This is a genomic window from Serratia sp. CY81684 (assembly GCF_052166595.1).
GTDB classification, from domain to species: domain Bacteria; phylum Pseudomonadota; class Gammaproteobacteria; order Enterobacterales; family Enterobacteriaceae; genus Serratia; species Serratia nematodiphila.
Genome location: NZ_JBJNOO010000001.1, coordinates 152,589 through 175,069 on the forward strand (window position 1 = coordinate 152,589; position 22,481 = coordinate 175,069).

Genomic DNA, 22,481 nt, shown 5'->3' on the forward strand with positions numbered 1-22,481 from the left:
ACCGTTAGGGGCGCATTTTCGGTTTTTCCCCGCCTTTTCTCGCCTTTTGTTCGTCGGTTTTTTTGCACATTCCGCAATCGATTTCCTTCGCGCGCCTTGAGCCTGCCCCCCCTGAAATGGTATCGTTGAGCGTTTTCGCAATTTTATAAAAACTACATAGCAAGGGGATTTACGCAATGCGTATCATTCTGCTGGGCGCTCCGGGCGCTGGTAAAGGTACTCAGGCTCAATTCATCATGGAGAAATACGGCATTCCGCAAATCTCCACCGGTGATATGTTGCGCGCAGCCGTGAAGGCCGGCAGTGAACTGGGCAAGCAGGCGAAAGAGATCATGGACGCCGGCAAGCTGGTGACCGATGAGCTGGTGATCGCGCTGGTCAAAGAGCGCATCGCTCAGGAAGATTGCCGCAAGGGCTTCCTGCTGGACGGTTTCCCACGCACCATTCCGCAGGCTGACGCGATGAAAGAAGCCGGCATCAACGTGGACTTCGTGCTGGAGTTCGACGTGCCGGACGAGCTGATCGTTGACCGCATCGTTGGCCGCCGCGTGCACGCGCCGTCCGGCCGCGTATACCACGTGAAGTTCAATCCGCCGCAGGTGGAAGGCAAAGACGACGTGACCGGCGAAGAGCTGACCACGCGCAAGGACGATCAGGAAGAGACCGTGCGCAAGCGTCTGGTGGAATACCATCAGATGACCGCGCCGCTGATCTCTTACTACAGCAAAGAAGCGGCAGCGGGCAACACCCAATACCGCAAAATCGACGGCACCCGCAAGGTAGCCGAAGTGAGCGCAGAGCTGGCGACCATCCTCGGTTGATCGCAAGCGCATCGTGCATGACGCCGGGCCCGTGGCCCGGCGTTTTTTTTTGCCGTTTTCCCGTTAAATTGTGATCGCGGCGGCTTGTTGCAACCGTGCCCGTTAATCGCCCGCGCCAAATGGCGTATAACAAGCCTGCGTTTTCACCCTCAGCAGGGAGCCGGGCATGCTCAGACAAACCACTCTTCTGGCGGAAGCCACCGCGCGCCAGATCGTCCAGCGGGCGATGGGCATCATCAGCCATTCCGTCAACGTGATGGACAGCAACGGCGTGATCATCGCCTCCGGCAATCCGCAGCGTCTGTTTCAGCGCCATGAGGGCGCGGTGCTGGCGTTGGCGGAGAATCGGGTGGTGGAGATCGATCGCGCCACCGCCGAGCATCTGAAAGGGGTGCGGCCTGGCATCAACCTGCCGTTCAGCTTTCGTAATCAGCGAGTGGGGGTGATCGGCATTTCCGGCGAGCCGGCCGAGGTGCGCGCCTACGCCGAGCTGGTCAAGATGGCGGCGGAGATGATGGTGGAGCAGGCGGCGCTGCTGGATCAGCACCAGTGGGAAAAACGCTACCGGGAAGAGCTGGCGAATCAGCTGCTGCAGCCGCAGCCGAACACCGCGTCGCTGGAGGCGATGGCGGCGTATCTGGGGTTGGATCTGCGCCAGGCGCGCATCGTCTGGATCGTCGAACTGCAAGAGGCGCAGCCGCACCTGCTGCGCGAACTGCTGGCCGAGCTGGAGGCCACCCAGCGCGACGCGTTGATCGCCATTACCGGCTTCAATGAAATGACTCTGTTGCGCCCGGCCAGCATGGCGCAAGGCGAATGGAGCCTGAAGCTGGAGCGCCAACAGGCGCAGCGTCTGCAAAACCAGCTCAAGCACCGCTTTCGGGTGCGGCTGATCGTCGGCGGTTTCTACGACGATCCGCAAAGCGCCTACCGCTCCAGCCTGACGGCGCGCGCCACCCAGGCGATGGCGCAGCGCCTGAAATTGCGTCACGCCACGCTGTTCTACCACGACTATCCGCTGCCGTCGCTGCTGTGCGATCTGGGAGAGGACTGGCGCGCGCAAGAGCTGGGGCGTCCCTGGCGAACGCTGGGCGAACAGGACGAAAAAGGCGTGCTGCGCAGTACGCTGCGCCACTATTTTTCGCAGAATTGTGATCAGACGCAGACCGCCGCGCAGCTGCATATTCACGTCAATACCCTGCGTTATCGCCTGCAGCGCATCGAAGCGATAACCGGCATGAAAATCAATCAATTAACCGATGCTCTGCGGTTGTATATCGGCATGCTGATGCACGACTGAATTGTGCCAACCCACAAATACCGCGCCGTTCCCCCGGCGATTTTTTGTTGTTTTCCCTCAGGTCTGCGCCGGGCGCGCGCGATATGTTGGCCTGCACATCAACCACGGAGAAAACAACAATGACAACCGTATCCACTCTGGGGGCGCTGGTGGCGTTAGCCGTCGCCATCGTCCTGATTCTACGCAAGGTGCCGCCGGCTTACGGCATGATTGCCGGCGCGCTGGCGGGCGGGCTGTGCGGCGGCGCCGATCTGGTGCAGACCGTGACGCTGATGATCGGTGGGGCGCAGGGCATCACCAACGCCGTGATGCGCATTCTGGCGGCGGGGGTGCTGGCCGGGGTGCTGATCGAATCCGGCGCGGCGCACACCATCGCCGAAACCATCGTGCGCAAGGTGGGCGAAACCCGCGCGCTGCTGGCGCTGGCGGTGGCTACACTGATCCTGACGGCGGTGGGGGTGTTTATCGACGTGGCGGTGATCACCGTCGCGCCGATCGCCCTGTCGATCGCCCAGAAGGCCGGCATTTCACGCGCGGCGATCCTGCTGGCGATGATCGGTGGCGGCAAGGCCGGCAACGTGATGTCGCCCAACCCGAACACCATCGCGGCGGCGGACAATTTCCACGTGCCGCTCACCTCGGTGATGATGGCCGGCATCGTGCCGGGGCTGTGCGGCCTGGTAATGGCCTATCTGCTGGCGCGCCGCCTGAGCGATAAAGGCAGCAAGGTGATGGCCGAAGAGCTGACTCAGCATGCCGAAGGGGCGCGGCCGGGCTTCGCGGCGGCGATCAGCGCGCCGCTGGTGGCGATCCTGCTGCTGTCGCTGCGGCCGATCGCCGGGATCGCCGTCGATCCGCTGATCGCGTTGCCGGCCGGCGGTTTGGCGGGCGCGCTGTTGATGGGGCGCATTCGCCAGTGCAATCAGTTTATGGTCTCCGGCCTGTCGCGCATGGCGCCGGTGGCGATCATGCTGCTCGGCACCGGCACGCTGGCGGGCATCATCGCCAACTCGGCGCTGAAGGATGTCCTGATTAACGGCTTAACGCACACCGGGCTGCCGGCCTGGCTGCTGGCGCCGCTGTCCGGCGCGCTGATGTCGATGGCGACCGCGTCGACCACCGCCGGCACCGCCGTCGCCTCCGGGGTGTTCAGCTCCACGCTGCTGGAACTGGGGGTGAGCGGGCTGGCCGGCGCGGCGATGATCCACGCGGGCGCCACGGTGCTGGATCACCTGCCGCACGGCAGCTTCTTCCACGCCACCGGCGGCAGCGTCAATATGGCGGTGCACGAGCGGCTGAAGCTGCTGCCGTATGAGACGCTGGTGGGGTTCACCATCGCGGCAATCTCGGCGCTGATGTTTGGCGTATTTAACCTGGCGGGATAAGGAACAGTGATGAAAACGCTGAAAAAGGTGGTTATTGCCCCGGATTCTTTCAAAGAGAGCCTGAGCGCGCTCAGCGTCGCCGACGCCATCGAGCGGGGATTCCGCCAAATCTACCCGCAGGCGCACTACGTGAAGTTGCCGATGGCGGATGGCGGTGAAGGCACGGTGGAGTCGATGGTGGCGGCCACCGGCGGCGAGATCGTCCAGGTGACGGTCACCGGGCCGCTGGGGGAGCCGGTGCAGGGATTCTATGGCCTGCTGGGCGATGGCGAAACCGCGGTGATTGAAATGGCCGCCGCCTCCGGGCTGCATCTGGCGCCGCCCGGCCGGCGCGATCCGCGCATCACCACCAGTTACGGCACCGGCGAACTGATGTTGGCGGCGCTGGAACGCGGCGTGAAGGCGATCATTCTCGGCATCGGCGGCAGCGCCACCAACGACGGCGGCGCCGGGATGATGCAGGCGCTGGGCGTTAAATTGCTGGATAAGGATCGTCGCCCGCTGCCGGTGGGCGGCGCGGCGCTGGCGCAGCTGGCGCACCTCGATCTCGCCGGGTTGGACGCGCGCTGGCAACGGGTGAGCGTGACCGCCGCCTGCGACGTCGATAACCCGCTGTGCGGCGAAAAGGGCGCCTCGGCGGTGTTCGGGCCGCAGAAGGGGGCGACGCCGGAGATGGTGGCGCAGCTCGATGCGGCGCTGCACCACTACGGCGAGCTGCTGGAACGGGAAACTGGCCGCGCCGTGCTCACCCAGCCGGGCGCGGGGGCGGCGGGCGGCATGGGGGCGGCACTGCTCGGCATGCTCAGCGCGCGCTTGCGGCCGGGCATCGAGATTGTCACCGAAACTCTGCGCCTGGATGAGGCGGTGCGCGATGCCGATCTGGTGATCACCGGCGAAGGGCGGCTGGACAGCCAGTCGATTCACGGCAAAACGCCGATCGGCGTGGCGCGGGTGGCCAAGCGCCACGGCGTGCCGGTGATCGCCATCGCCGGCAGCCTGACGCCGGATTATTCGGTGGTGCATCAGCACGGCATCGATGCGGCGTTTTCGGTGCTCGATCGCATCGTGACGCTGGAAGAAGCGCTGACGGACGCCGATCGCAATCTGCAGGTGACGGCGCGCAACGTGGCGGCGGTATGGCAGCTGGCGCAGGGAAGAAGCCCACAGGCATAGCCTGTTGCTGTTATCGGTTTCGATGCAGGACTTTTCCGTTACAATAGCCGGCATTAATGGCTGCTGACATCCCGACCCAGAACGGAATGCCGGCCGGAAAGGAAATGAGGGGAACTGAGATGAAGCAAGAGAAACACGGCGTATTGCTGGTGAACCTGGGCACGCCAGATGCGCCGACCTCGTCGGCGGTCAAACGCTATCTGAAGGAATTCCTCAGTGACGATCGCGTGGTCGACACGGCGCCGCTGATCTGGTGGCCGATCCTCAACGGCGCGATCCTGCCGATCCGCTCACCGCGCGTGGCGAAACTCTATCAGTCGGTGTGGATGGAAGAGGGCTCGCCACTGCTGGTGTACAGCCGCCGCCAACAGCGGGCGCTGGCGGCGCGCATGCCGAATACGCCGGTGGAGCTGGGCATGAGCTACGGTTCGCCAAGCCTGGCGGAAGCCATCGACAAGCTGCTGGCGCAGGGCGTGACCAACCTGGTGGTGCTACCGCTCTATCCGCAATATTCCTGTTCCACCAGCGCGGCGGTATGGGATGGCGTGGCGCGGGTGCTGAAAGGTTATCGCCGCTTGCCGTCGGTGGCCTTCATTCGCGACTACGCCGAACACCCGGCCTATATCGCCGCGCTGCAGCAAAGCGTGGAGCGCTCGTTCGCCGAGCACGGCCAGCCGGACCGGCTGGTGCTGTCGTTCCACGGCATCCCCAAGCGCTATGCGCGGCTCGGCGACGACTACCCGCAGCGCTGCGAGGATACGCTGCGCGCGCTGAGCGCCACGCTGCCGCTGGCGCCGGAGCGGGTGATGATGACGTACCAATCACGCTTCGGCCGCGAGCCGTGGCTGACGCCGTACACCGATGAAACCCTGAAGGGGTTGCCGGCGCAGGGCGTGAAGCACATTCAACTGATTTGCCCCGGCTTCTCGGCTGACTGCCTGGAAACGCTGGAAGAGATCAAAGAGCAGAACCGCGAGATCTTCCTTAAGGCCGGCGGCGAGAAGTTTGAATATATCTCGGCGTTGAACGACGAGCCGGCGCATATCGACATGATGCAGCAGCTGGTGGCGCAGCGTCTGTAATCATCCATAATCTGTCTATTAGGTGCATCGTGATCGGGCGGGGATGTGTTAACATTCTCCGCTTGTTAAACCGTCACCACCGCCAATCACATGAAATTTCCTGGTAAACGCAAGTCCAAACACTATTTTCCGGTGAGCGCCCGCGATCCGCTTCTGCAGCAGGCCCAGCCCGAAAGTGAAATCAGCACCTCGTATATTGTCGGCATCGACCAGACGCTGGTGGATATCGAGGCAAAAGTGGACGATGCTTTTGTCCAGCGTTACGGCCTGAGCCTGGGCCACTCTTTGGTGATCGAAGACGACGTCGCCGAGGCGCTGTATCAGGAACTGAATGAAAACAACCTGGTCACCCATCAGTTCGCCGGCGGCACCATCGGCAATACCATGCACAACTATTCGGTGCTGGCGGACGACCGTTCGGTGCTGCTCGGCGTGATGTGCAGCAACGTGAAAATCGGCAGCTACGCCTACCGTTATCTGTGCAATACCTCCAGCCGCACCGATCTTAACTATTTGCAGGGCGTTGATGGCGCCATCGGCCGCTGTTTCACGCTGATCGGCGAAAGCGGCGAGCGCACCTTCGCCATCAACCCCGGCCAGATGAACCAGCTGCGCCCGGAAAGCATTCCTGAAGAGGTGATCGCCGGCGCGTCGGCGCTGGTGCTGAGTTCTTACCTGGTGCGCTGCAAGGAAGGGGAGCCGATAAAGGACGCTACCCTGCAGGCGATCGAGTACGCCAAAAAACACGATGTGCCGGTGGTGCTGACCCTGGGCACCAAGTACGTCATTGCCGACAACCCGCAGTGGTGGCGCGACTTCCTGAAGGAAAATGTGACGATTCTGGCGATGAACGAAGACGAAGCGCTGGAGCTGACCGGGCTGAGCGATCCGCTGACCGCCTCGGACATGGCGCTGGAGTGGGTGGATCTGGTGCTGTGCACCGCCGGGCCGAATGGCCTGTATATGGCGGGCTACACCGAAGAAGCCAATAAGCGCCAGACCCAGCACCCGCTGCTGCCGGGGCATATCGCCGAGTTCAACCGCTACGAGTTCAGCCGCGCCATGCGCCGCGAGCACTGTGAAAATCCGCTGCGCGTTTATTCGCATATCGCGCCGTATATGGGCGGGCCGGAGAAGATCATGAACACCAACGGCGCCGGCGACGGCGCGCTGTCGGCGTTGCTGCACGATATCGCCGCCAACGGCTATCACCGCCACAACGTGCCGAACTCCAGCAAGCATGTGCGCAGTTACCTGACCTACTCCTCCCTGGCGCAGGTGTGCAAATACGCCAACCGCGTCAGCTACCAGGTGTTGAACCAGCATTCGCCACGCCTCACGCGCGGCCTGCCGGAGCGGGAAGACAGCCTGGAAGAGTCCTACTGGGAGCGTTAACCCGCTGAAAAAGAAAAGGTCCGGCATGCCGGACCTTTTTTTATGCGCGGTGCCTCAGATCGGGCAGCCGCCCATTTTTTCTTCTTCGCTCAGGGTGTCCAGCTGCAGGATGTTCAGCATGCTGTTGGCGATCTCGCGTTCGCCCATGACCACCTGATTGGCGCCGCGATCGGTGATGTAGGCCACTTCATCGTCGTAGTGGGCGCGGGCGATGATCTCGATATTCGGCCGCTTGGCGCGCGCCGAGGCGACGATCTCGCCGGCCTCGTAGCCGTTGGGGATGGTCAGCAGCAGCCAGCGCGCGCAGTCGAGCCGAGCCAAATCCATCACTTCCGGATTGGCGGCGTTGCCCAGCACCGTCTTGATACCCTGTTCGCGCAACGCTTCCACCCGCGGGCGGGAATTCTCGATCACCACCAGCGGAATGCCCGCCTCGGCCAGTTTGCCGCCCAGCAGGCTGCCGACGCGGCCGTAACCGACCACCAGCGCGTGATTGCACATATCCACCGGGATCTGTTTCTCTTCTTCCACCGCCTCTTCGAGGATTTGCTCTTCGATGGTTTCGGTTTTGGCCAGATAGCGTTCCAGCAGGGTGAACAACAGCGGGTTGAGCATGATGGACAGAATGGCGCCGGCCAGCACCAGATTGCGGCCGTGCTCCGACATCATGCCGAGCGCGATGCCGAGGCCCGCCAAAATAAAGGCGAACTCGCCGATCTGCGCCAGGCTGGCGGAAATGGTCAGCGCGGTGCGCTTGGAGTGACCGAACATTTTCACCAGCAGGAACGCGGCGGCGGATTTGCCGAACACGATGATCGCCAGCGTCGCCAGCACCGCCAGCGGTTCGTTAATCACGATCATCGGATCGAACAGCATGCCGACCGAGACGAAGAACAGCACCGCGAACGCATCGCGCAGCGGCAGGGTGTCGTGCGCCGCGCGGTGGCTCAGTTCGGACTCGTTCAGCACCATGCCGGCAAAGAAGGCGCCCAGCGCAAAGGAGACGTCGAACAGCTTCACCGCGCCGTAGGCGATGCCGAGCGCCAGCGCCAATACCGCCAGGGTGAACAGCTCGCGCGAGCCGGTGCTGGCGGTTTTCGACAGGATCCACGGCACCAGGCGGCGGCCGACCACGATCATCAGCGCGATGAAGGCGATGACTTTACCGATGGTCAGCGCCAGCTCCATCAGCAGCTGGCTGCTGCTGGCGTTGTCGTTGCCCAGCATATTGCCGAAGGCCGGCAGCAATACCAGCGTCAGCACCATCGCCAAATCTTCGACGATCAGCCAGCCGATGGCGATTTGCCCGCGCTGGCTGTCGATCAGTTGCCGTTCCTCCAGGGCGCGCAGCAGCACCACGGTGCTGGCGGTGGAGAGGCAGAGGCCGAACACCAGACCGGAGATCAGATCCCAGCCGAGCAGCTTGGACAGCCCCATGCCGAGCAGGGTAGCGACGGCTATCTGCGCCACGGCGCCGGGAATGGCGATAGATTTTACTGCGAGGAGGTCTTTCAAAGAGAAGTGCAGGCCAACACCGAACATCAACAGGATAACGCCGATTTCCGCCAGTTCCGGCGCCAGTGAGGTGTCGGCGACGAAACCGGGGGTGAACGGGCCGGCGAGCACCCCTGCGGCCAGATACCCCACCAGAGGGGAGATGCGCAGGCGGTTCGCCAGCATGCCGAGGAGGAAGGCGAGTACTAACCCTCCGACGATGGTGGTGATGAGCGGTGTTGAATTATGCATCCATACTCCTTCTGGCTATGCATCGCGGCACGGGAGAAACGCAACAAAGTTACGAAAAGATACATTTAGTTTATTGCATTTGTTCGCGGCTTGCTTGGCTAATTTGGCCTTTTTTGTAAAAAAGCAGAGGATTTCACTTAAGGTGTGGCAATGAGGGGGTTTTGGGGTAGATAAATAAAATAACATTGATTTATCCGTAGGATAACCCGGATGAATAAATAATTTCATCCGGGCAGACAGCGGGGTTATTGCGCTTTATGCTCCATATTGGGCAGTAGTGCGGTAATAATGCCGATCAGTGGCAGGAAAGCACAGATTTGGTAGACCAGTTCGATACTGGTCAAATCGGCGACATAACCAAGAACTGCCGCACCTAACCCGCCCATACCGAAAGCAAAACCGAAGAATAAGCCGGAAACCATGCCCACTTTACCGGGGATCAGCTCCTGAGCGTAGACCAGAATAGCGGAGAACGCTGAGGCGAGAATAACCCCGATGATCACCGTTAAAATGCCGGTCCAATAGAGGGATGCATAGGGTAAAACAAGGGTAAATGGCGCAGCGCCGAGAATAGAGCCCCAAATCACGTATTTACGCCCTATCTTGTCGCCAAGAGGCCCGCCGATAATGGTACCTGCTGCTACCGCAAACAGGAAGGCGAACAGGTGAATTTGGGCATTCTGCACCGAAACACCGAACTTATGTATCAGATAAAAGGTGTAATAGCTGCTGATGCTGGCCAGATAGAAGTATTTGGAGAAAATCAGCACCAGCAGGATGCCCAGTGAGTAGGCCACGGTACGTTTTGGCAGCGGTTTCAGCAGCGACGGGCTTTTCGGCTGCCCTTTAGTTGCCCGATGCTGATGTTGATACCACTTGCTGACCTGCAGCAACACCACGATCGCCAGCAGCGCCGCCAGCGAGAACCAGGCGACGTTGCCCTTGCCGTAAGGCGCGATGATCAGCGCCGCCAGCAGCGGGCCGAGCGAGCTGCCGAAGTTGCCGCCGACCTGGAACAGCGACTGCGCCAGGCCGTGCCGCCCGCCGGAGGCCATGCGCGCCACGCGCGAGGATTCCGGGTGGAAGACCGATGAGCCGGTGCCCACCAGCGCCGCCGCCAGCAGCACCAGCGGGAAGGTGCTCGCCACCGACAGCAGCAGCAGGCCGGACAGGGTAAAGCCCATGCCGATCGGCAGCGAGTACGGCTGCGGGTGTTTATCGGTGTAATAGCCGATCAGCGGTTGCAGCAGCGAGGCCGTTAGCTGATAGGTCAGGGTAATCATGCCGATCTGCACGAAGCTGAGATGGAAATCGGCTTGCAGGATCGGGTAAATCGCCAGGATCAGCGACTGGATCATATCGTTGAGCAGGTGAGACACGCTGATGGCGCCAAGGATGGAGAAGGCGGTGCCTTTCACCGCACTGCCTTTGGCGGGCGGTATCGCGCTTTGGCTACTGTCGGTCATATTATTATTAGCCTGATAAGTTGTTGAGCACAGAGATGACATCTTAGGCAGGACGTTCAATTTTTACCATATCTGAAATAATCAGACTCACATCGCAAAAAATTGAAATCAGCTGTCATTAATTCGCGCTACAATTTCGGCCTCATCATAAAAGCCATTTAATACACGGAGATCCGCCATGCGTTTTTCGCTGAAAACCACCGCATGCGCGTTGGCCGTTTCCCTGACGTTGCTGTCGGGGGCCGCCAGTGCCTGGGAAAAGGATAAGACCTACGCCATCACCATTCTGCACACCAACGATCATCACGGTCACTTCTGGCAGAACGATCACGGCGAATATGGCCTGGGCGCGCAGAAAACGCTGGTGGACGGCATTCGTCAGGAAGTGGCGGCGCAGGGGGGCAGCCTGCTGTTGTTGTCCGGCGGCGATATCAATACCGGCGTGCCGGAATCGGATCTGCAGGACGCCGAGCCGGACTTCCGCGGCATGAACCTGGTGGGTTACGACGCGATGGCGATCGGTAACCACGAATTCGACAACCCGCTGAGCGTGCTGCGCCAGCAGGAGAAGTGGGCGACCTTCCCGCTGCTGTCCGCCAACATTTATCAGAAAAGCACCGGCCAGCGCCTGTTCAAGCCTTACGCCCTGTTCGACAAGCAGGGCATCAAGATCGCGGTGATCGGCCTGACGACCGACGATACCGCCAAGATAGGCAACCCGGAGTATTTCACCGACATGGAGTTCCGCGTGCCGGCGCAGGAGGCGAAGCAGGTGGTGGAGCAACTGCGTAAGGACGAGAAGCCGGACGTGATCATCGCCGCTACCCACATGGGGCACTATGACAACGGCGAACACGGCTCCAACGCGCCGGGCGACGTAGAGATGGCGCGCAGCCTGCCGGCCGGATATCTCGACATGATCGTCGGCGGCCACTCGCAGGATCCGGTGTGCATGGCCGGCGACAACCGCAAACAGGTGGATTATGTGCCGGGCACGCCGTGCTCGCCGGATCGCCAGAACGGCACCTGGATCGTGCAGGCGCACGAGTGGGGCAAATACGTGGGGCGCGCCGATTTCGAATTCCGCAACGGCGAGCTGAAGCTGGTGCATTATCAGCTGATCCCGGTGAACCTGAAGAAGAAAGTGGAGAAAGCGGACGGCACCAGCGAGCGGGTGTACTACACCCGGCAGATTGCGGAAGATCCGGCCATGATGAAGCTGCTGACGCCGTTCCAGGATAAGGGCAAGGCGCAGCTGGAAGTGAAGATCGGCAGCGTCAACGGCAAGCTTGAAGGCGACCGCAGCAAGGTGCGCTTCGTGCAGACCAACCTGGCGCGGGTGATGCTGGCCGCGCAGAGGGAGCGCGCCGACGCCGACTTCGCCGTGATGAGCGGCGGCGGGGTGCGCGATTCGATTGAAAGCGGCGATATCACCTACAAGAATGTGCTCAAGGTGCAGCCGTTCGGCAACACCCTGGTGCATGTCGATATGAAAGGCAGCGAGGTTGAGGAGTACCTGGCGGTGGTGGCCAACATGAAGCCGGATTCCGGCGCCTACGCCCAGTTCGCCAACGTCAGCCTGGTGGCGGACGGCAAGGGCGTCAGCGAGGTGAAGATCAATGGCCAGCCGCTGCAGGCGGATAAAATTTACCGCATGGCGACGCTGAACTTCAACGCGCTGGGCGGCGACGGCTATCCGAAGCTGGACGGGCTGCCGAGCTACGTCAACACCGGCTTTATCGACGCCGAAGTGCTGAAGCAATACATCGAGAAACACTCGCCGCTGGATGCGGCTGCTTACGAACCGAAGGGCGAAATCGTCTATCGCTAGAGGCGTCGCGGAACGGCGCTCTCGCTTGTCGCGGGGGCGCCGTTCCCCCCTCGCTTTTCTCCTCTGCATCAACGCCTTTTGTCAGCGTTGCCGTTTTAAACGGCGTCCTACTTTCTTCTCTCCATATACGCCCTCGGCGGGCAGCCCGCCATATTCTTGAAAAAAGTGGCGAAGGCGCTGTCGCTGGAAAACGCCAGCCGACCGGCGACGTCGGATTGGCTCATCCCTGCGGCCAGCATCTCTATCGCTTTGATCAGGCGCCATTGCTGACGCCATTGTTGATAACCGAGCCCGGTTTCACGGCGGAAAATCCGGCTGATGGTTTTCTCGGAAGCGCCGCTATAGCGCGATAGCTCGTGCAGCGGCGGAAGCATGTCCAGATTGGCCAGATGGCGCAGGCGGCGGTCGCTGGGCAGCGGCAGCAGCGTCAGTTCGCGCGGCGCGGCGGCGATCTCGTCCAGGCAGACCGCCAGAATATTGGCGTAAGGCCCATACTGCCAGTCGGTGTCGAAGGCGGCGAACGCGATGCGTTCCAACACCTCGCGCAGCAGCGGCGAGGCTGTCAGTACGGCAAGCCGCGCAGGCAGACAGGCATAGCGATCGGCGTCGAGATAAAGCGAACGGTAACCGACGACGCCGTTGACCTGAACGCGGTGAGCCACCTGCGGCGGGATCCAGGCGACTCTGCCCGGCGGCAGCATGCAGATGCTTTGGTTGAGCGTGATGCGCATGCTGCCTTGCTGACAGAACAGCAACTGCCCCCTGTCATGCCAATGCGTGCCCGAGTCGTGCTGCGCCAGTTCGGCGGCGATCCCGAGCACCCCGTTGTCGAGCGTATCCGGATTAAAACTGTCCTGCGCCTGAAGCCACGCCATAGTCTGTCCGATTTTGTAAATTTATTGTCTTTTATATTGTAATCGGCGCTGGGACCAGATGCTACCTTGTGCAGCCTATTCTTGGCTACAGGATCTGTTATGCAACGTAAACTGACGCTGACGTTGGCGACCTCGATGATGATGTTTCCCCAAGTGGTGGAGACCATCTACAGCCCGGCATTGACGCATATTGCGCACGGTTTCCGGGTCAGTGCGGAAATGGCGGCGCAAACGCTCTCTTGTTACTTTTTCGCCTTTGCGCTGGGCGTGGTGGTATGGGGGCGGATGTGCGACGTCATCGGACGCCGTCCCACCATTTTGGCCGGGCTGACGCTCTATCTGCTGGCTTCTCTCGTTGCGCTGTTCAGCGGCAGCTTCAGCGTACTGCTGGCCGCGCGGGTGCTGGCCGCCTTTGGCGCGGCGGTCGGTTCGGTCGGGACGCAAACGGCGATTCGCGATCGCTTCGACGGTTATGAATTGGCGCGGGTGTTCTCGGTGATGGGGATCGCCATGGCGATCAGCCCGGCGGTTGGCGTGTTGAGCGGCGCAGTGCTGACTCACTATTGGGGCTATCAGGGGGTGTTCGGCGGTTTGGCGCTGTTGGCGGCGCTGTTGCTGGGCTATGCCGGTTGGCAACTGCCGGAGACGCGTCCGCAGCAGGTGGTGAAGAATTCATTTTTCGGCACGCTGGGACGGATGGTCAAGGACGGGGATATTTGGCTCAGCGCGCTGTTGGTGGCGTTGTTCAATATTTGCATGTTCAGCTATTACCAGCTGGCGCCATTCCACTTCTCGGCGTTGGCGCTGCCGGCACAGTGGTTCGGTTATACCGGTTTGGTGTTGGCGGCCGGGGTGGGTATCGGCGCGGCGATCAACAAGTTTTTGATCGGCAAGCACTGGCTGTTCCCCGCGCTGTTGATGCTGGCCTGCGGATTATCGCTGACTGGCGGCCTGCTGGTACTGCTGCTGGAAGGGAGCTTGTGGTTCGTTCTGCCGATGATGCTGGTGGTGATGGCGTACGGTATTGCCATTCCCAATATTCTGGCGCGCGCGCTGCGCCATTATAAAGACTGCATGGGCACCGCCGGCGCCATCCTTGGCCTGATGTATTACCTGATGCTCGGCGGTGGCTTGGTGCTGGCGGGGCTGTCGCAGCACCTGGGCGCCGTGCTGTCGCTCTGCAGCCTCTGCGTGCTGCTGTTGGCGTGGCGGGTGGTGCACAACGAGCGTCGTTTGGCGATGCTTGAGAGTGAAAACGCCTGACGGCTATATGCTGGCCGGTTCACTCAGGTGGCCTGCCAGCAACTGGTGAATGCCGGCTATCACGGCGTCGCGCTGCGTGGTGATATACATATGCCCGCCGGCAAAAGTGCGCTGCTGAAAATCGCCTTGCGCGATCCGGCGCCAGTCGAGCAAATCCTGCCGATCGATCAGCTCGTCGTTTTCACCATAAAACATCGCCAGCGGGGCGGGGTAACCCGGTTGCTCAGGGAAAAGCAATTGGCTGGACAGCATCAGATCGGCACGGATCAGCGGCAGATAGTAATCGAGCAGCGCGCTGTCGCCGATGAGCGACGCATCCAGACCCTCGCCGGCACATAGCGCGTTCAACAAAGCGGCACGCGGCATTCTCAGCAACGAACTGTGGCGCGCCAGGAAGGGCGATGAACTGGCGGAAATGATCAACTGCAGCGGCGGCTGAGGCAGCGCCGTCGCTAACGCCAGCGCAACCCGTCCGCCAAGACTGTGGCCGAAAAAGATCAGCGGTTTGTCCTGCAGTGGCTGCAGTGCCGGCATCAGTTGATTGATGAGTGATTGGGGGTGACAGAGCGGCGCTTCGTTTGCCCGCTCCTCTCGACCGGGGTATTGCACGGCATAGAGTTCGATGTCCTGATGCAACGAGGGGCTCCACCCCTGAAAGGCTGTGGCGCCGGCGCCGGCATGAGGAAAAGCGATCAGCCGCAGGCTGCCCTGGCGCCCTGGCGTCAGCGGTTTCAAGCTGCGTGGGGCGTTGGGGAAGTGGGTGCAATGCATGGCGAAATCCGTATTTTCAGGGGGCCAAGGAAGCCTGAGCTTCCTTGGCGTTAAGGAACGCATTCAGTTGATGGCGTTCCACAATTCATCGAAGATCGGCGTGAACAGCGTAGATTTCAGATAGTCTGAACCCGATGAACCGCCAGTACCTTTCCGCTGCCCGATAGTACGTTCCACCAGTTTCACATGGCGGTAACGCCACTCCTGCAGCAGTGAATCCAAATCCAGCAGTTGATTGAGCAGCAGCGACTCGCAGCTCGAACGCGTCAGCGATTGCCTGATGATGTCGTCGAAGCCTTGCGCCGCCTGATTGGGCTGGTCATTGAGACGCATCAGATGGCCGCGTATTGCCTGCCATAGTGAAACCGGTTGGATGATAGCTGCCAATCGACGCTGTGCCTCTTCATCACCCTGATACTGCTGTAGTTTTTTCGGATTTTCCTTGCCGAGCAGCGCTTCTATGCCGGCGAACTGGTAGGATTGAAAACCGCTGGCGGTGCCGAGATAGCTGCGAAAACGCTGGAATTCGTGAAACTTCAGCGTGCAAATCACGGCGATCTGATTCACCACGGTTTGGGTAATGGCATTGACGCGCGTCATCGTTTCGATCGCCGCCGGTATATCTCCTTCTTCGATCTGCGCGATCGCCAGATGAAGCTCATCGATCAACTGCTTGAACCAGAGCTCGTAGGTTTGATGAGTGATGATAAACAAGTTTTCATTGCGGTGTTCCGCAGACGGCGAGGCTGGCTGTTGCAGCGACAGCAGCTGGTTTAGCTGCAGATAGCTGGCGTAATTCATGATGTCACTTTCCCTGTAGAAAACGAAAATAAGATGGGTCGGCTGGGAAGGGCATCCCCGCTCAGATCCGGCAGTTGAATGGTCAGAAAATAGTGTCCCGCCGTGGCCTGCGCGGGAACCTGAATCAGCTCGGTCACGGAGGCGTATTTGCGCCCTTCTTGCGGCCTGTCGGGGGTCTCAAGCCCCCAAAAACGTCGATGGTTGTCCATGCGTCCGCCGTCGTATAGACGGTCGATCGACGGAATGTCCACCAACAGATGCTGGACGCCGAGTTCGACGATGCGCGCCAAGGCTTGATGGCTGAAGTAGGGCGCGCAGGACGCGGCGCGGAATTCGCTCGGCGCCTCGACCGCAATCACCAAAGCCTGCAGGTAGTCGCCCGACAACGGCGCCAACGCGTCATCGAGCGCCGCCCGGGTAATCAGCCAATCTTCACAGGCAGCGCTGGCGTTATAGCTCTCCACGGTCGCGTCCGCTCGCTGCGGCCTGATGCGAATCAGGGTGGCGGCGATGAACGGTTCAAGCGGCAAGTCAGCCACGTTGCGCGTTTCAGGAAGAATATGGCCGATGCATTCGGTGTGTGTACCATGGCAGTGCGGCACCAGGCTGATGCGCTCGGCGTTGCAGACCCCGCCATGACGCACGCTGGCGACGGTATCGCCGTAACTCAGCGGCGCCGAGTCGGCGGGGGCCACACCATAAAGGTTGGTTGGGTTATCGGCGAAGTCCAGCCTGGCCGAGAGCCGCAGCGGCTCTCGGTGGTCAAGGTGATGACAACGCCCTTGGTGGTACACCTCAATGCGTTTCATCGGCGACCTCGGCAGTTTTGCTCAAGGCCAGCGCGGTAAGTTCGCGGATCTGGCTGTGCATGATGAATTCGCGGATAGTCAGCGAGACGCCCATCTGTTGACGAATGGCGTGCAGCAGCTGCGGGATCTGCAGTGAATTTCCACCCAGGCTGAAGAAGCTGTCGCAGACGCTGATCTGCGTCTGTGACAATACTTGTTGCCAGATATGCTGCATGGCGCTTTCCGCCTCGTTGGCCGCAGGCGTGTAGTCCGCTTCGGAAGCCGAGTAGCGGGTTTCCGGCGCCGGTAGCCGACGGATGTCGATTTTGTTGTTGTTGGTGAGCGGGAAGGCCGACAGCACCACAAAACCGGACGGGATCATGATATTCGGCAAACGGGCTTTCAGCGCCGTGCGTACCGCTTTTTCATTCAGCTCTTCGCCCGGCGTTAACTGCAGGTAGCTGACGATGCGGGCCTGCTGGCCTTCACCGACAATTAAACTGAGTGACCGCTCGATATTGTCGAGGGACGATAGACTGAGATCGATTTCGCTCAACTCAATACGGTGGCCGCGAATTTTGACCTGGTGATCGTTCCGGCCGAGATACTCCAGCTGCCCCTGTCGATTAAAACGCACAATGTCGCCGGTGCGGTACATATAGCGCTCGGCGCCGAACGCCTGACGCCGTAGAAAGACCTTATCGCTCAGCGTCGGGTTGCGCCAATACCCCGGCGATACCCCTGCGCCGCCCAGCCACAGCTCACCAAATGCGCCGCTTGGCAGCGGGTTGCCGGCCTGATCCATGACCAGAACCTCAGTCGCCTGGATCGGCGTGCCGATACAGTCGCTTGTGCCTTCGTGAGTCAGATCGGCGCAGGTCGACCAGATGGTGGTTTCCGTCGGGCCATACACCTGTAGCACCCGTGTCGCGATGCGTCGCAATTGCGTCAACAGGGCCGCCGGCATTTTCTCGCCGCCGCATAGCACGGTCAGGGGGCGTTGGCTCGCTGCCGGCAGGTGGTGGACGATGGTACTCCAGACGGTAGGTGTTGCTTGAATCACGCTGGGCTGCTGTCGCTCGATAAAGTGATACAGCTTGACCGGATCCATGGCGGTTTCTCGTGGACACAGCGTGACGTGCGCGCCGCCGGCCAGCGAGCAGAACAGTTCCAACCCAAAAATATCGAAACTGATGCTGGTCAGGCTGAGCACCTTATCGCGCGCGCTCAGCGCCAGCCGCCCGACGAAGTCGTTGGTGAAATTGTTCAGGTTGCCATGCGTGATCATCACCCCTTTGGGGTTACCGGTTGAGCCTGAGGTGTACATGATGTAGGCCAGCGTATCGTCGGCTGGGATCGGCAACGCGTCGGCCGCTGCAGGATGAGAAACCAGCGAGTCGAAACCGACGGCGGGACTGGCCCAACCTTGCTCTGGCTCACCATCGGTCACCAGCAACCGGGCTTGCGCGTTCTCGATCATGTAGCTCACGCGGTCGGCCGGGTAGTGTACGTCAATCGGCACGTAGTGTTTGCCGGCTCTCAGCACGCCGAGCAGGAGCACGGCGACGTGGCAACTTTTCTCCATCATGACGCCGACCGAGAAAGGCCGGCTGTCGATGCGCAGCAATGCATGCGCGACGCGCTCAGACTGCGCCCACAGCTGACGGTAGCTGTACTGTTGCCGTTCGCAGCTGACGGCGAGGCTGTCAGGCTGAGTATGTGCCAACCGGCCAATGTGCATCAGCAGCGAGTCACGTGAACCTGCGTCGGCGTTGACGGCCAACTGTTGCAGCCACTGTTGTTCCCGTTCGCATAGCGGGTTGAGGGCAAGCTGCGCCGTATTGGCCGGCAGGGTGAGCAGTTGCCGCAGCGTTTGCTGATAGTTGTCCAACAGCATTTGCATGCTGGCGGGATAAAACAGTTCGCTGGCGTAATCGAGCTCGATGGTGACGGCGTCCTGTTCCACACTGAAGTTCCAGGTCATATCGAACATCGAGAAGCCGGACGAAAGCGGCAAGCGATGCAGCGTGCAATCGCGCAGGTTTTGTTGGCATACGTCACCGGCGTTCTGCAGGATAGCCATGATCTGGAATAACGGATTTTTATTCGACATCCGTTCGTATTCGATCTGGTGCAAGATCCGGTCGAAGGAGAGCTGCTGATGCTGGTAGGCGCCGATGCAGGTTTCCATCATGTTACCGATCAGTCCGGCCAGGGTGTCCTGTTCGCTCAGTTGGATACGCAGCGGTACGGTATTGACGTGGAAGCCGCTGACCTGCGCCTGATCCAGGTTATCCCGCGCTGCGATGGCGGTGCCGATGACGATATCCTGCTGCTGGGTATAACGGCTGAGCAGCAAACTTAATGCCGCGCAGAGCAAGGCGAAAGGCGTGGCGCCCAGCGCTTTGCCCCGTGACGCCAGCAGACCGGCTACGTCAGGCTGCAGCTGATAATGGATGCGCTCTCCGGCGTGCGTCGGCATTAGCGGGCGCGGTTTATCCAGCGGGAAGTCCAGTTCGCGGCAGTCTTGCAGTTGCTGTTGCCAATAAGCAACATCCGCCGGCGCAGGTGACGCGATGCCGCTATTGACGATGTCGATAGTTTGAATCTGCGGTTGCGGTGCGTCTAAGCCGTGGTGATCGTCGAGCTCGTTATAGCGCTGCCACAGATCGTTAAGGATCAGTTGTTCGCTCCAGGCATCGGTAATAATGTTGTGTTTTACCCAAATCAAAACATGGTGCTGCTGATGATACTGGACCAGCCGAAGCACCAGCGGCGGGCGAGCGGTGATGTCGAAAGGCGTGGCACACAGTTGGCGCACCCACTTTTCTGCCGACAGCGTTTGGCCGTCCACCCAGTGATCGGCAAGGCGAATCGGGGTATGTGGTTCTGCCAACTGATAGGCGACACCGTCGGTTTCGGTGAAACGAGTGCGCAGGCTTTCATGTTTTTCATAAATAAAATTGATCGCCTGCTCAAAGCGCCCCAGATCAAGCGGGCCCTGGATGTCTATCGCCAGCGGCAGGTTGTAACTGCAGTCGTCAGGATTCAATGCGCTCAGGTACCAAAGCAGGTTCTGCTGTGGGCTGAGCGGCGCGCGGCGTTCGTCGCAGATCGCGATGGCGCGCTCCGCGGCAACGGCCTTATTCTCGATATATTCGGCCAGTTTGCGCACCGTATTGTGGCGGAACAGATCGGCGATGCTCAGGTGGCAGCAAAGATCGCGTGCGACGAGCGCGACGATTTTGCTCATGGTCAGTGAGTGCGCGCCCAGGTTGATGAACTCCTGGGTGACGTCGGCTTGCGGACAGCCGATCGCGTTGGCCACGATGCGCTCGAGAATGGCCTCCGTTTCGGTTTCCGGCGGCGTCAGGCGCTCATTCTGCTCATCCAGTGGCCAGTTTTCCAACTGTTGGCGGGCGATCTTGCCATTGATGGTCAGCGGCAGCGCCGGCAAGAAAATAAAGACGCTGGGGATCGCGGCGGGGTGGAGCAGTGTGACTAACGCGTGGCGCAGCGCGTCGATCGTCAGCTCAGGCGAAGCGGGTTGCACGAAGGCGGCGAGAATTTTGCCCGAGGGCTGGCTGCGAGCGACCACGCAGGCGCTTTCAACCAGTGGATGACTGCGGACGGCACTTTCCACTTCTCCCATCTCGATGCGCACTCCGCGTATCTTCACCTGGTGATCACGGCGGCCGACGAAAATAATGTTGCCCTGTTCGTCCCATTTGGCGATGTCGCCGGTTCGATAAAGACGCTCTTCGGCCGCCATATACGGCAGCCGACAGATAATGAACTTCTCTGCGCTCAGCGCCTCTTGATGCAGGTAACCGTGCGCCAGGCCGCTGCCGGCGATGCACAGTTCGCCCTCAAAACCGACCGGCAGTGGATTATGGTGGAGATCAAGGATGTGGCAACGGTAGTTTTTCAGCGGTTTGCCAATGCAGTTCCAGGGAACGCCGGGACGATACTCGCACAGCGAAGTGGCAATGGAAGCCTCGGTCGGCCCGTAACCGTTGCACAATCGGGTGCGCTCGGCCCACCAGGCGACGACGTCCGCAGGCGGGGCGTCTCCCATGACGATCATCGTCCGCAGTCCCGGCCACATTTCGCGGGGCAACAATTCCAGAATTGCCGGCGTAATAGTGATATGGCCGATATCGTGTTGAGTCAGATAGTCGTGCAGCGCGCCGACATCGGTATGCAGTTCCGAGGGCGCAAGATAAAGCGTCGCGCCGCTGACTAACGCGCCATAGACGTCCCAGCCGAAGGCGTCGAAACCCAGCGAGGCGATGGCCAGCACGCGGCTGCCTTGCGCCAGTCCTATGAAATCGCGGTGGTTTTGCGCCACGTTGCTCAGGCCTTCCCGCCCGATCATGACGCCTTTGGGCTTGCCTGTCGTCCCGGAGGTATAGCAGACGTAGGCCAGAGCGTCTCGCGATTGAGGGAGTTGCTCCGCATGGATGTTCAGCGAACGGTAATCAATGCTTGATGGCGCAATGCATGGCGCGTCGCCGGAGTGCAACGGCGAGTCGGCCAAAATCAGCGCGGGCTGTACGTCGTCAAGAATGCTTTGATTGCGTGCCGCTGGCGCCTGCGGGTCGAGCAGTACATAGGTTTTATTGCTTTTCAGTATCCCCAACAGCACGATCAGCAGCGTCGCTGACTTGTCCATCGAGACGGCGACGACCGAACTGGCGGCGCCGCTGTGTTCAAGCAGCCAACAGGCAAACTGATCCGAGGCGCGATCGATTTCTCCATAGCTGTATGTCTGGCCATCGGCATGCAGCGCGGCCTGTTGCGGATGAGCGGCGGCGGCGTGGCGGAACAAAGCGATGACGTCGTGCGCCAGGAGCTCGGCATCGTCGGTTGCGTTGAATTGGCTCAGGCGATGTAACGTGTGAGGTTGAGTAACAATGGGCGCGGCGATGGGATCGGCCGGATCTGCCAATAGCGCGTCAAGATAGTCGGTGAACGCGTTGAAACGCATGTCGTCGCCATACAGGGTAAGCTGAGTGCCGTCACCGCAAGCCGCTACGTCGACCATCACTCGTGGCTGGGCATAGCGTCCCTGTTTGAGCGCGCCGGTTTCATTAAAGAAGAAATGTTGCAGCTGTGCGGGGGACGTGATGTCCGCTACCGGCACCGTATGGAAGTCGGCGCCGGGTTGCCAGGTGAGATGGCAGAGATCGCTGCCGCAACGTCCCTGCATCTGATCGCCAAGACGTTCCATCAGCAATGCGGTCAATTCGCGCATGCGCGTCGGTGATTCGGCATAGTATTTACGCGCCAAGCGGTAGGGAAGTTCTTGTACCGGCGGTATACCGCCACGCGACAGCTCGACCACAATGTCGACAAGCCTTTCCTGCAGCAGGGGAAGTTGGGCGTCAGCGGCCATATCCGACAGCGCATCGCACAGATAAGCGGCCTGGCCGGCGGAGCTAAAGTACAGAGAAAAGTGTTCTTGGTTTTGCAGGGTGTCAATGTCGTTAATATTTTTTTTATTGGTTGCGAGCGTCAGCAGGTTTTTTCCCTGCTGTTGCAGTCGTCGTATTGTTTCAGCGTTATTTTCAGTGGTGATAATAAGGTCGAGCTTTTCGGTTGGGCGGTGTTCGAGACTGATAAAGCTAACCTGATGGCCGAATTCCTGGATTTCGTTGGTTAATAATTTACCGCAGGCGCTGTCACCGAAATAGCCAATATGAAGTAATTCCATTTTTGCTTCCTGAGAATAATGGTTTCCCTTGCGGAATATCAAAGGTGGTGGATTTTTATACCGGTTAA

The 22,481-nt window shown here is 60.4% G+C and carries 15 protein-coding genes; 8 read left to right on the forward strand and 7 right to left on the reverse strand.

What is annotated here, in order from left to right; genetic code table 11:
- Positions 1-176: 176 nt before the first annotated feature.
- The 6 genes from adk to ACJ8QF_RS00795 all read left to right on the forward strand — a co-directional run bounded on the left by adk (position 177) and on the right by ACJ8QF_RS00795 (position 7,156).
- Positions 177-821: an adenylate kinase gene (gene adk / locus ACJ8QF_RS00770; RefSeq protein ID WP_004940261.1), complete on the forward strand. Its 645-nt coding sequence runs from the start codon at positions 177-179 to the stop codon at positions 819-821.
- Between the two features lie 166 nt (positions 822-987).
- Positions 988-2,121, forward strand: coding sequence for a sugar diacid recognition domain-containing protein (locus ACJ8QF_RS00775; protein ID WP_049188621.1), 1,134 nt, complete (start codon positions 988-990; stop codon positions 2,119-2,121).
- Between the two features lie 119 nt (positions 2,122-2,240).
- Positions 2,241-3,506, forward strand: coding sequence for a GntP family permease (locus tag ACJ8QF_RS00780; protein WP_442537183.1), 1,266 nt, complete (start codon positions 2,241-2,243; stop codon positions 3,504-3,506).
- Positions 3,507-3,515: 9 nt separating this feature from the next.
- Positions 3,516-4,679: a glycerate kinase gene (locus ACJ8QF_RS00785; protein ID WP_442537184.1), complete on the forward strand. Its 1,164-nt coding sequence runs from the start codon at positions 3,516-3,518 to the stop codon at positions 4,677-4,679.
- Positions 4,680-4,798: 119 nt separating this feature from the next.
- A complete protein-coding gene (gene hemH, locus ACJ8QF_RS00790; protein WP_004940253.1) occupies positions 4,799-5,761 on the forward strand; it encodes a ferrochelatase in 963 nt (320 codons plus the stop codon).
- A gap of 90 nt (positions 5,762-5,851) precedes the next feature.
- A complete protein-coding gene (locus tag ACJ8QF_RS00795) occupies positions 5,852-7,156 on the forward strand; it encodes an inosine/guanosine kinase (RefSeq protein ID WP_004940249.1) in 1,305 nt (434 codons plus the stop codon).
- A 54-nt stretch (positions 7,157-7,210) separates the two neighbouring features.
- Here ACJ8QF_RS00795 and ybaL read toward each other — a convergent pair whose 3' ends face one another.
- Positions 7,211-8,902 (reverse strand): YbaL family putative K(+) efflux transporter, encoded by a 1,692-nt coding sequence (gene ybaL, locus ACJ8QF_RS00800; RefSeq protein ID WP_004940247.1) that lies wholly within the window; start codon positions 8,900-8,902, stop codon positions 7,211-7,213.
- 245 nt (positions 8,903-9,147) lie between these two features.
- On the reverse strand, positions 9,148-10,368 hold the full coding sequence (locus tag ACJ8QF_RS00805) for an MFS transporter (protein WP_004940244.1): 1,221 nt from the start codon (positions 10,366-10,368) through the stop codon (positions 9,148-9,150).
- Between the two features lie 178 nt (positions 10,369-10,546).
- Between ACJ8QF_RS00805 and ushA the strand changes: the two genes are divergently transcribed.
- Complete coding sequence (gene ushA, locus ACJ8QF_RS00810) at positions 10,547-12,199, forward strand: bifunctional UDP-sugar hydrolase/5'-nucleotidase UshA (RefSeq protein WP_015376872.1); 1,653 nt, start codon at positions 10,547-10,549, stop codon at positions 12,197-12,199.
- A 107-nt stretch (positions 12,200-12,306) separates the two neighbouring features.
- On the opposite strand, the gene ACJ8QF_RS00815 is transcribed toward ushA, so the two are convergent.
- A complete protein-coding gene (locus ACJ8QF_RS00815) occupies positions 12,307-13,074 on the reverse strand; it encodes an AraC family transcriptional regulator (RefSeq protein ID WP_442537185.1) in 768 nt (255 codons plus the stop codon).
- Positions 13,075-13,173: 99 nt separating this feature from the next.
- On the opposite strand from ACJ8QF_RS00815, the gene ACJ8QF_RS00820 reads away from it, so the two are divergent.
- Positions 13,174-14,337 (forward strand): multidrug effflux MFS transporter, encoded by a 1,164-nt coding sequence (locus ACJ8QF_RS00820; protein WP_033642123.1) that lies wholly within the window; start codon positions 13,174-13,176, stop codon positions 14,335-14,337.
- Positions 14,338-14,340: 3 nt separating this feature from the next.
- Here the strand turns inward: ACJ8QF_RS00820 and ACJ8QF_RS00825 are convergent, their stop codons facing one another.
- The 4 genes from ACJ8QF_RS00825 to ACJ8QF_RS00840 form a co-directional block, all read right to left on the reverse strand.
- Positions 14,341-15,108: a thioesterase II family protein gene (locus tag ACJ8QF_RS00825; RefSeq protein ID WP_084587947.1), complete on the reverse strand. Its 768-nt coding sequence runs from the start codon at positions 15,106-15,108 to the stop codon at positions 14,341-14,343.
- A 63-nt stretch (positions 15,109-15,171) separates the two neighbouring features.
- The gene (locus tag ACJ8QF_RS00830; protein WP_042783814.1) at positions 15,172-15,909 is read right to left on the reverse strand and encodes a tryptophan 2,3-dioxygenase family protein; all 738 of its coding nucleotides are present in this window, start codon (positions 15,907-15,909) and stop codon (positions 15,172-15,174) included.
- Complete coding sequence (locus ACJ8QF_RS00835) at positions 15,906-16,718, reverse strand: cyclase family protein (RefSeq protein ID WP_442537186.1); 813 nt, start codon at positions 16,716-16,718, stop codon at positions 15,906-15,908. Before ACJ8QF_RS00835 ends, ACJ8QF_RS00830 begins: the two co-directional genes overlap by 4 nt.
- A complete protein-coding gene (locus ACJ8QF_RS00840) occupies positions 16,705-22,413 on the reverse strand; it encodes an amino acid adenylation domain-containing protein (protein ID WP_442537187.1) in 5,709 nt (1,902 codons plus the stop codon). The genes ACJ8QF_RS00835 and ACJ8QF_RS00840 overlap by 14 nt, the downstream gene beginning before the upstream one ends.
- Between the last annotated feature and the right edge of the window lie 68 nt (positions 22,414-22,481).

Bases quoted from the DNA above. Each gene is read 5' to 3' on its own strand.
- adk (WP_004940261.1), top strand. From the start codon at position 177: ATGCGTATCATTCTGCTGGGCGCTCCGGGCGCTGGTAAAGGTACTCAG.
- ACJ8QF_RS00775 (WP_049188621.1), top strand. From the start codon at position 988: ATGCTCAGACAAACCACTCTTCTGGCGGAAGCCACCGCGCGCCAGATC.
- ACJ8QF_RS00780 (WP_442537183.1), top strand. From the start codon at position 2,241: ATGACAACCGTATCCACTCTGGGGGCGCTGGTGGCGTTAGCCGTCGCC.
- ACJ8QF_RS00785 (WP_442537184.1), top strand. From the start codon at position 3,516: ATGAAAACGCTGAAAAAGGTGGTTATTGCCCCGGATTCTTTCAAAGAG.
- hemH (WP_004940253.1), top strand. From the start codon at position 4,799: ATGAAGCAAGAGAAACACGGCGTATTGCTGGTGAACCTGGGCACGCCA.
- ACJ8QF_RS00795 (WP_004940249.1), top strand. From the start codon at position 5,852: ATGAAATTTCCTGGTAAACGCAAGTCCAAACACTATTTTCCGGTGAGC.
- ybaL (WP_004940247.1), bottom strand. From the start codon at position 8,902: ATGCATAATTCAACACCGCTCATCACCACCATCGTCGGAGGGTTAGTA.
- ACJ8QF_RS00805 (WP_004940244.1), bottom strand. From the start codon at position 10,368: ATGACCGACAGTAGCCAAAGCGCGATACCGCCCGCCAAAGGCAGTGCG.
- ushA (WP_015376872.1), top strand. From the start codon at position 10,547: ATGCGTTTTTCGCTGAAAACCACCGCATGCGCGTTGGCCGTTTCCCTG.
- ACJ8QF_RS00815 (WP_442537185.1), bottom strand. From the start codon at position 13,074: ATGGCGTGGCTTCAGGCGCAGGACAGTTTTAATCCGGATACGCTCGAC.
- ACJ8QF_RS00820 (WP_033642123.1), top strand. From the start codon at position 13,174: ATGCAACGTAAACTGACGCTGACGTTGGCGACCTCGATGATGATGTTT.
- ACJ8QF_RS00825 (WP_084587947.1), bottom strand. From the start codon at position 15,108: ATGCATTGCACCCACTTCCCCAACGCCCCACGCAGCTTGAAACCGCTG.
- ACJ8QF_RS00830 (WP_042783814.1), bottom strand. From the start codon at position 15,909: ATGAATTACGCCAGCTATCTGCAGCTAAACCAGCTGCTGTCGCTGCAA.
- ACJ8QF_RS00835 (WP_442537186.1), bottom strand. From the start codon at position 16,718: ATGAAACGCATTGAGGTGTACCACCAAGGGCGTTGTCATCACCTTGAC.
- ACJ8QF_RS00840 (WP_442537187.1), bottom strand. From the start codon at position 22,413: ATGGAATTACTTCATATTGGCTATTTCGGTGACAGCGCCTGCGGTAAA.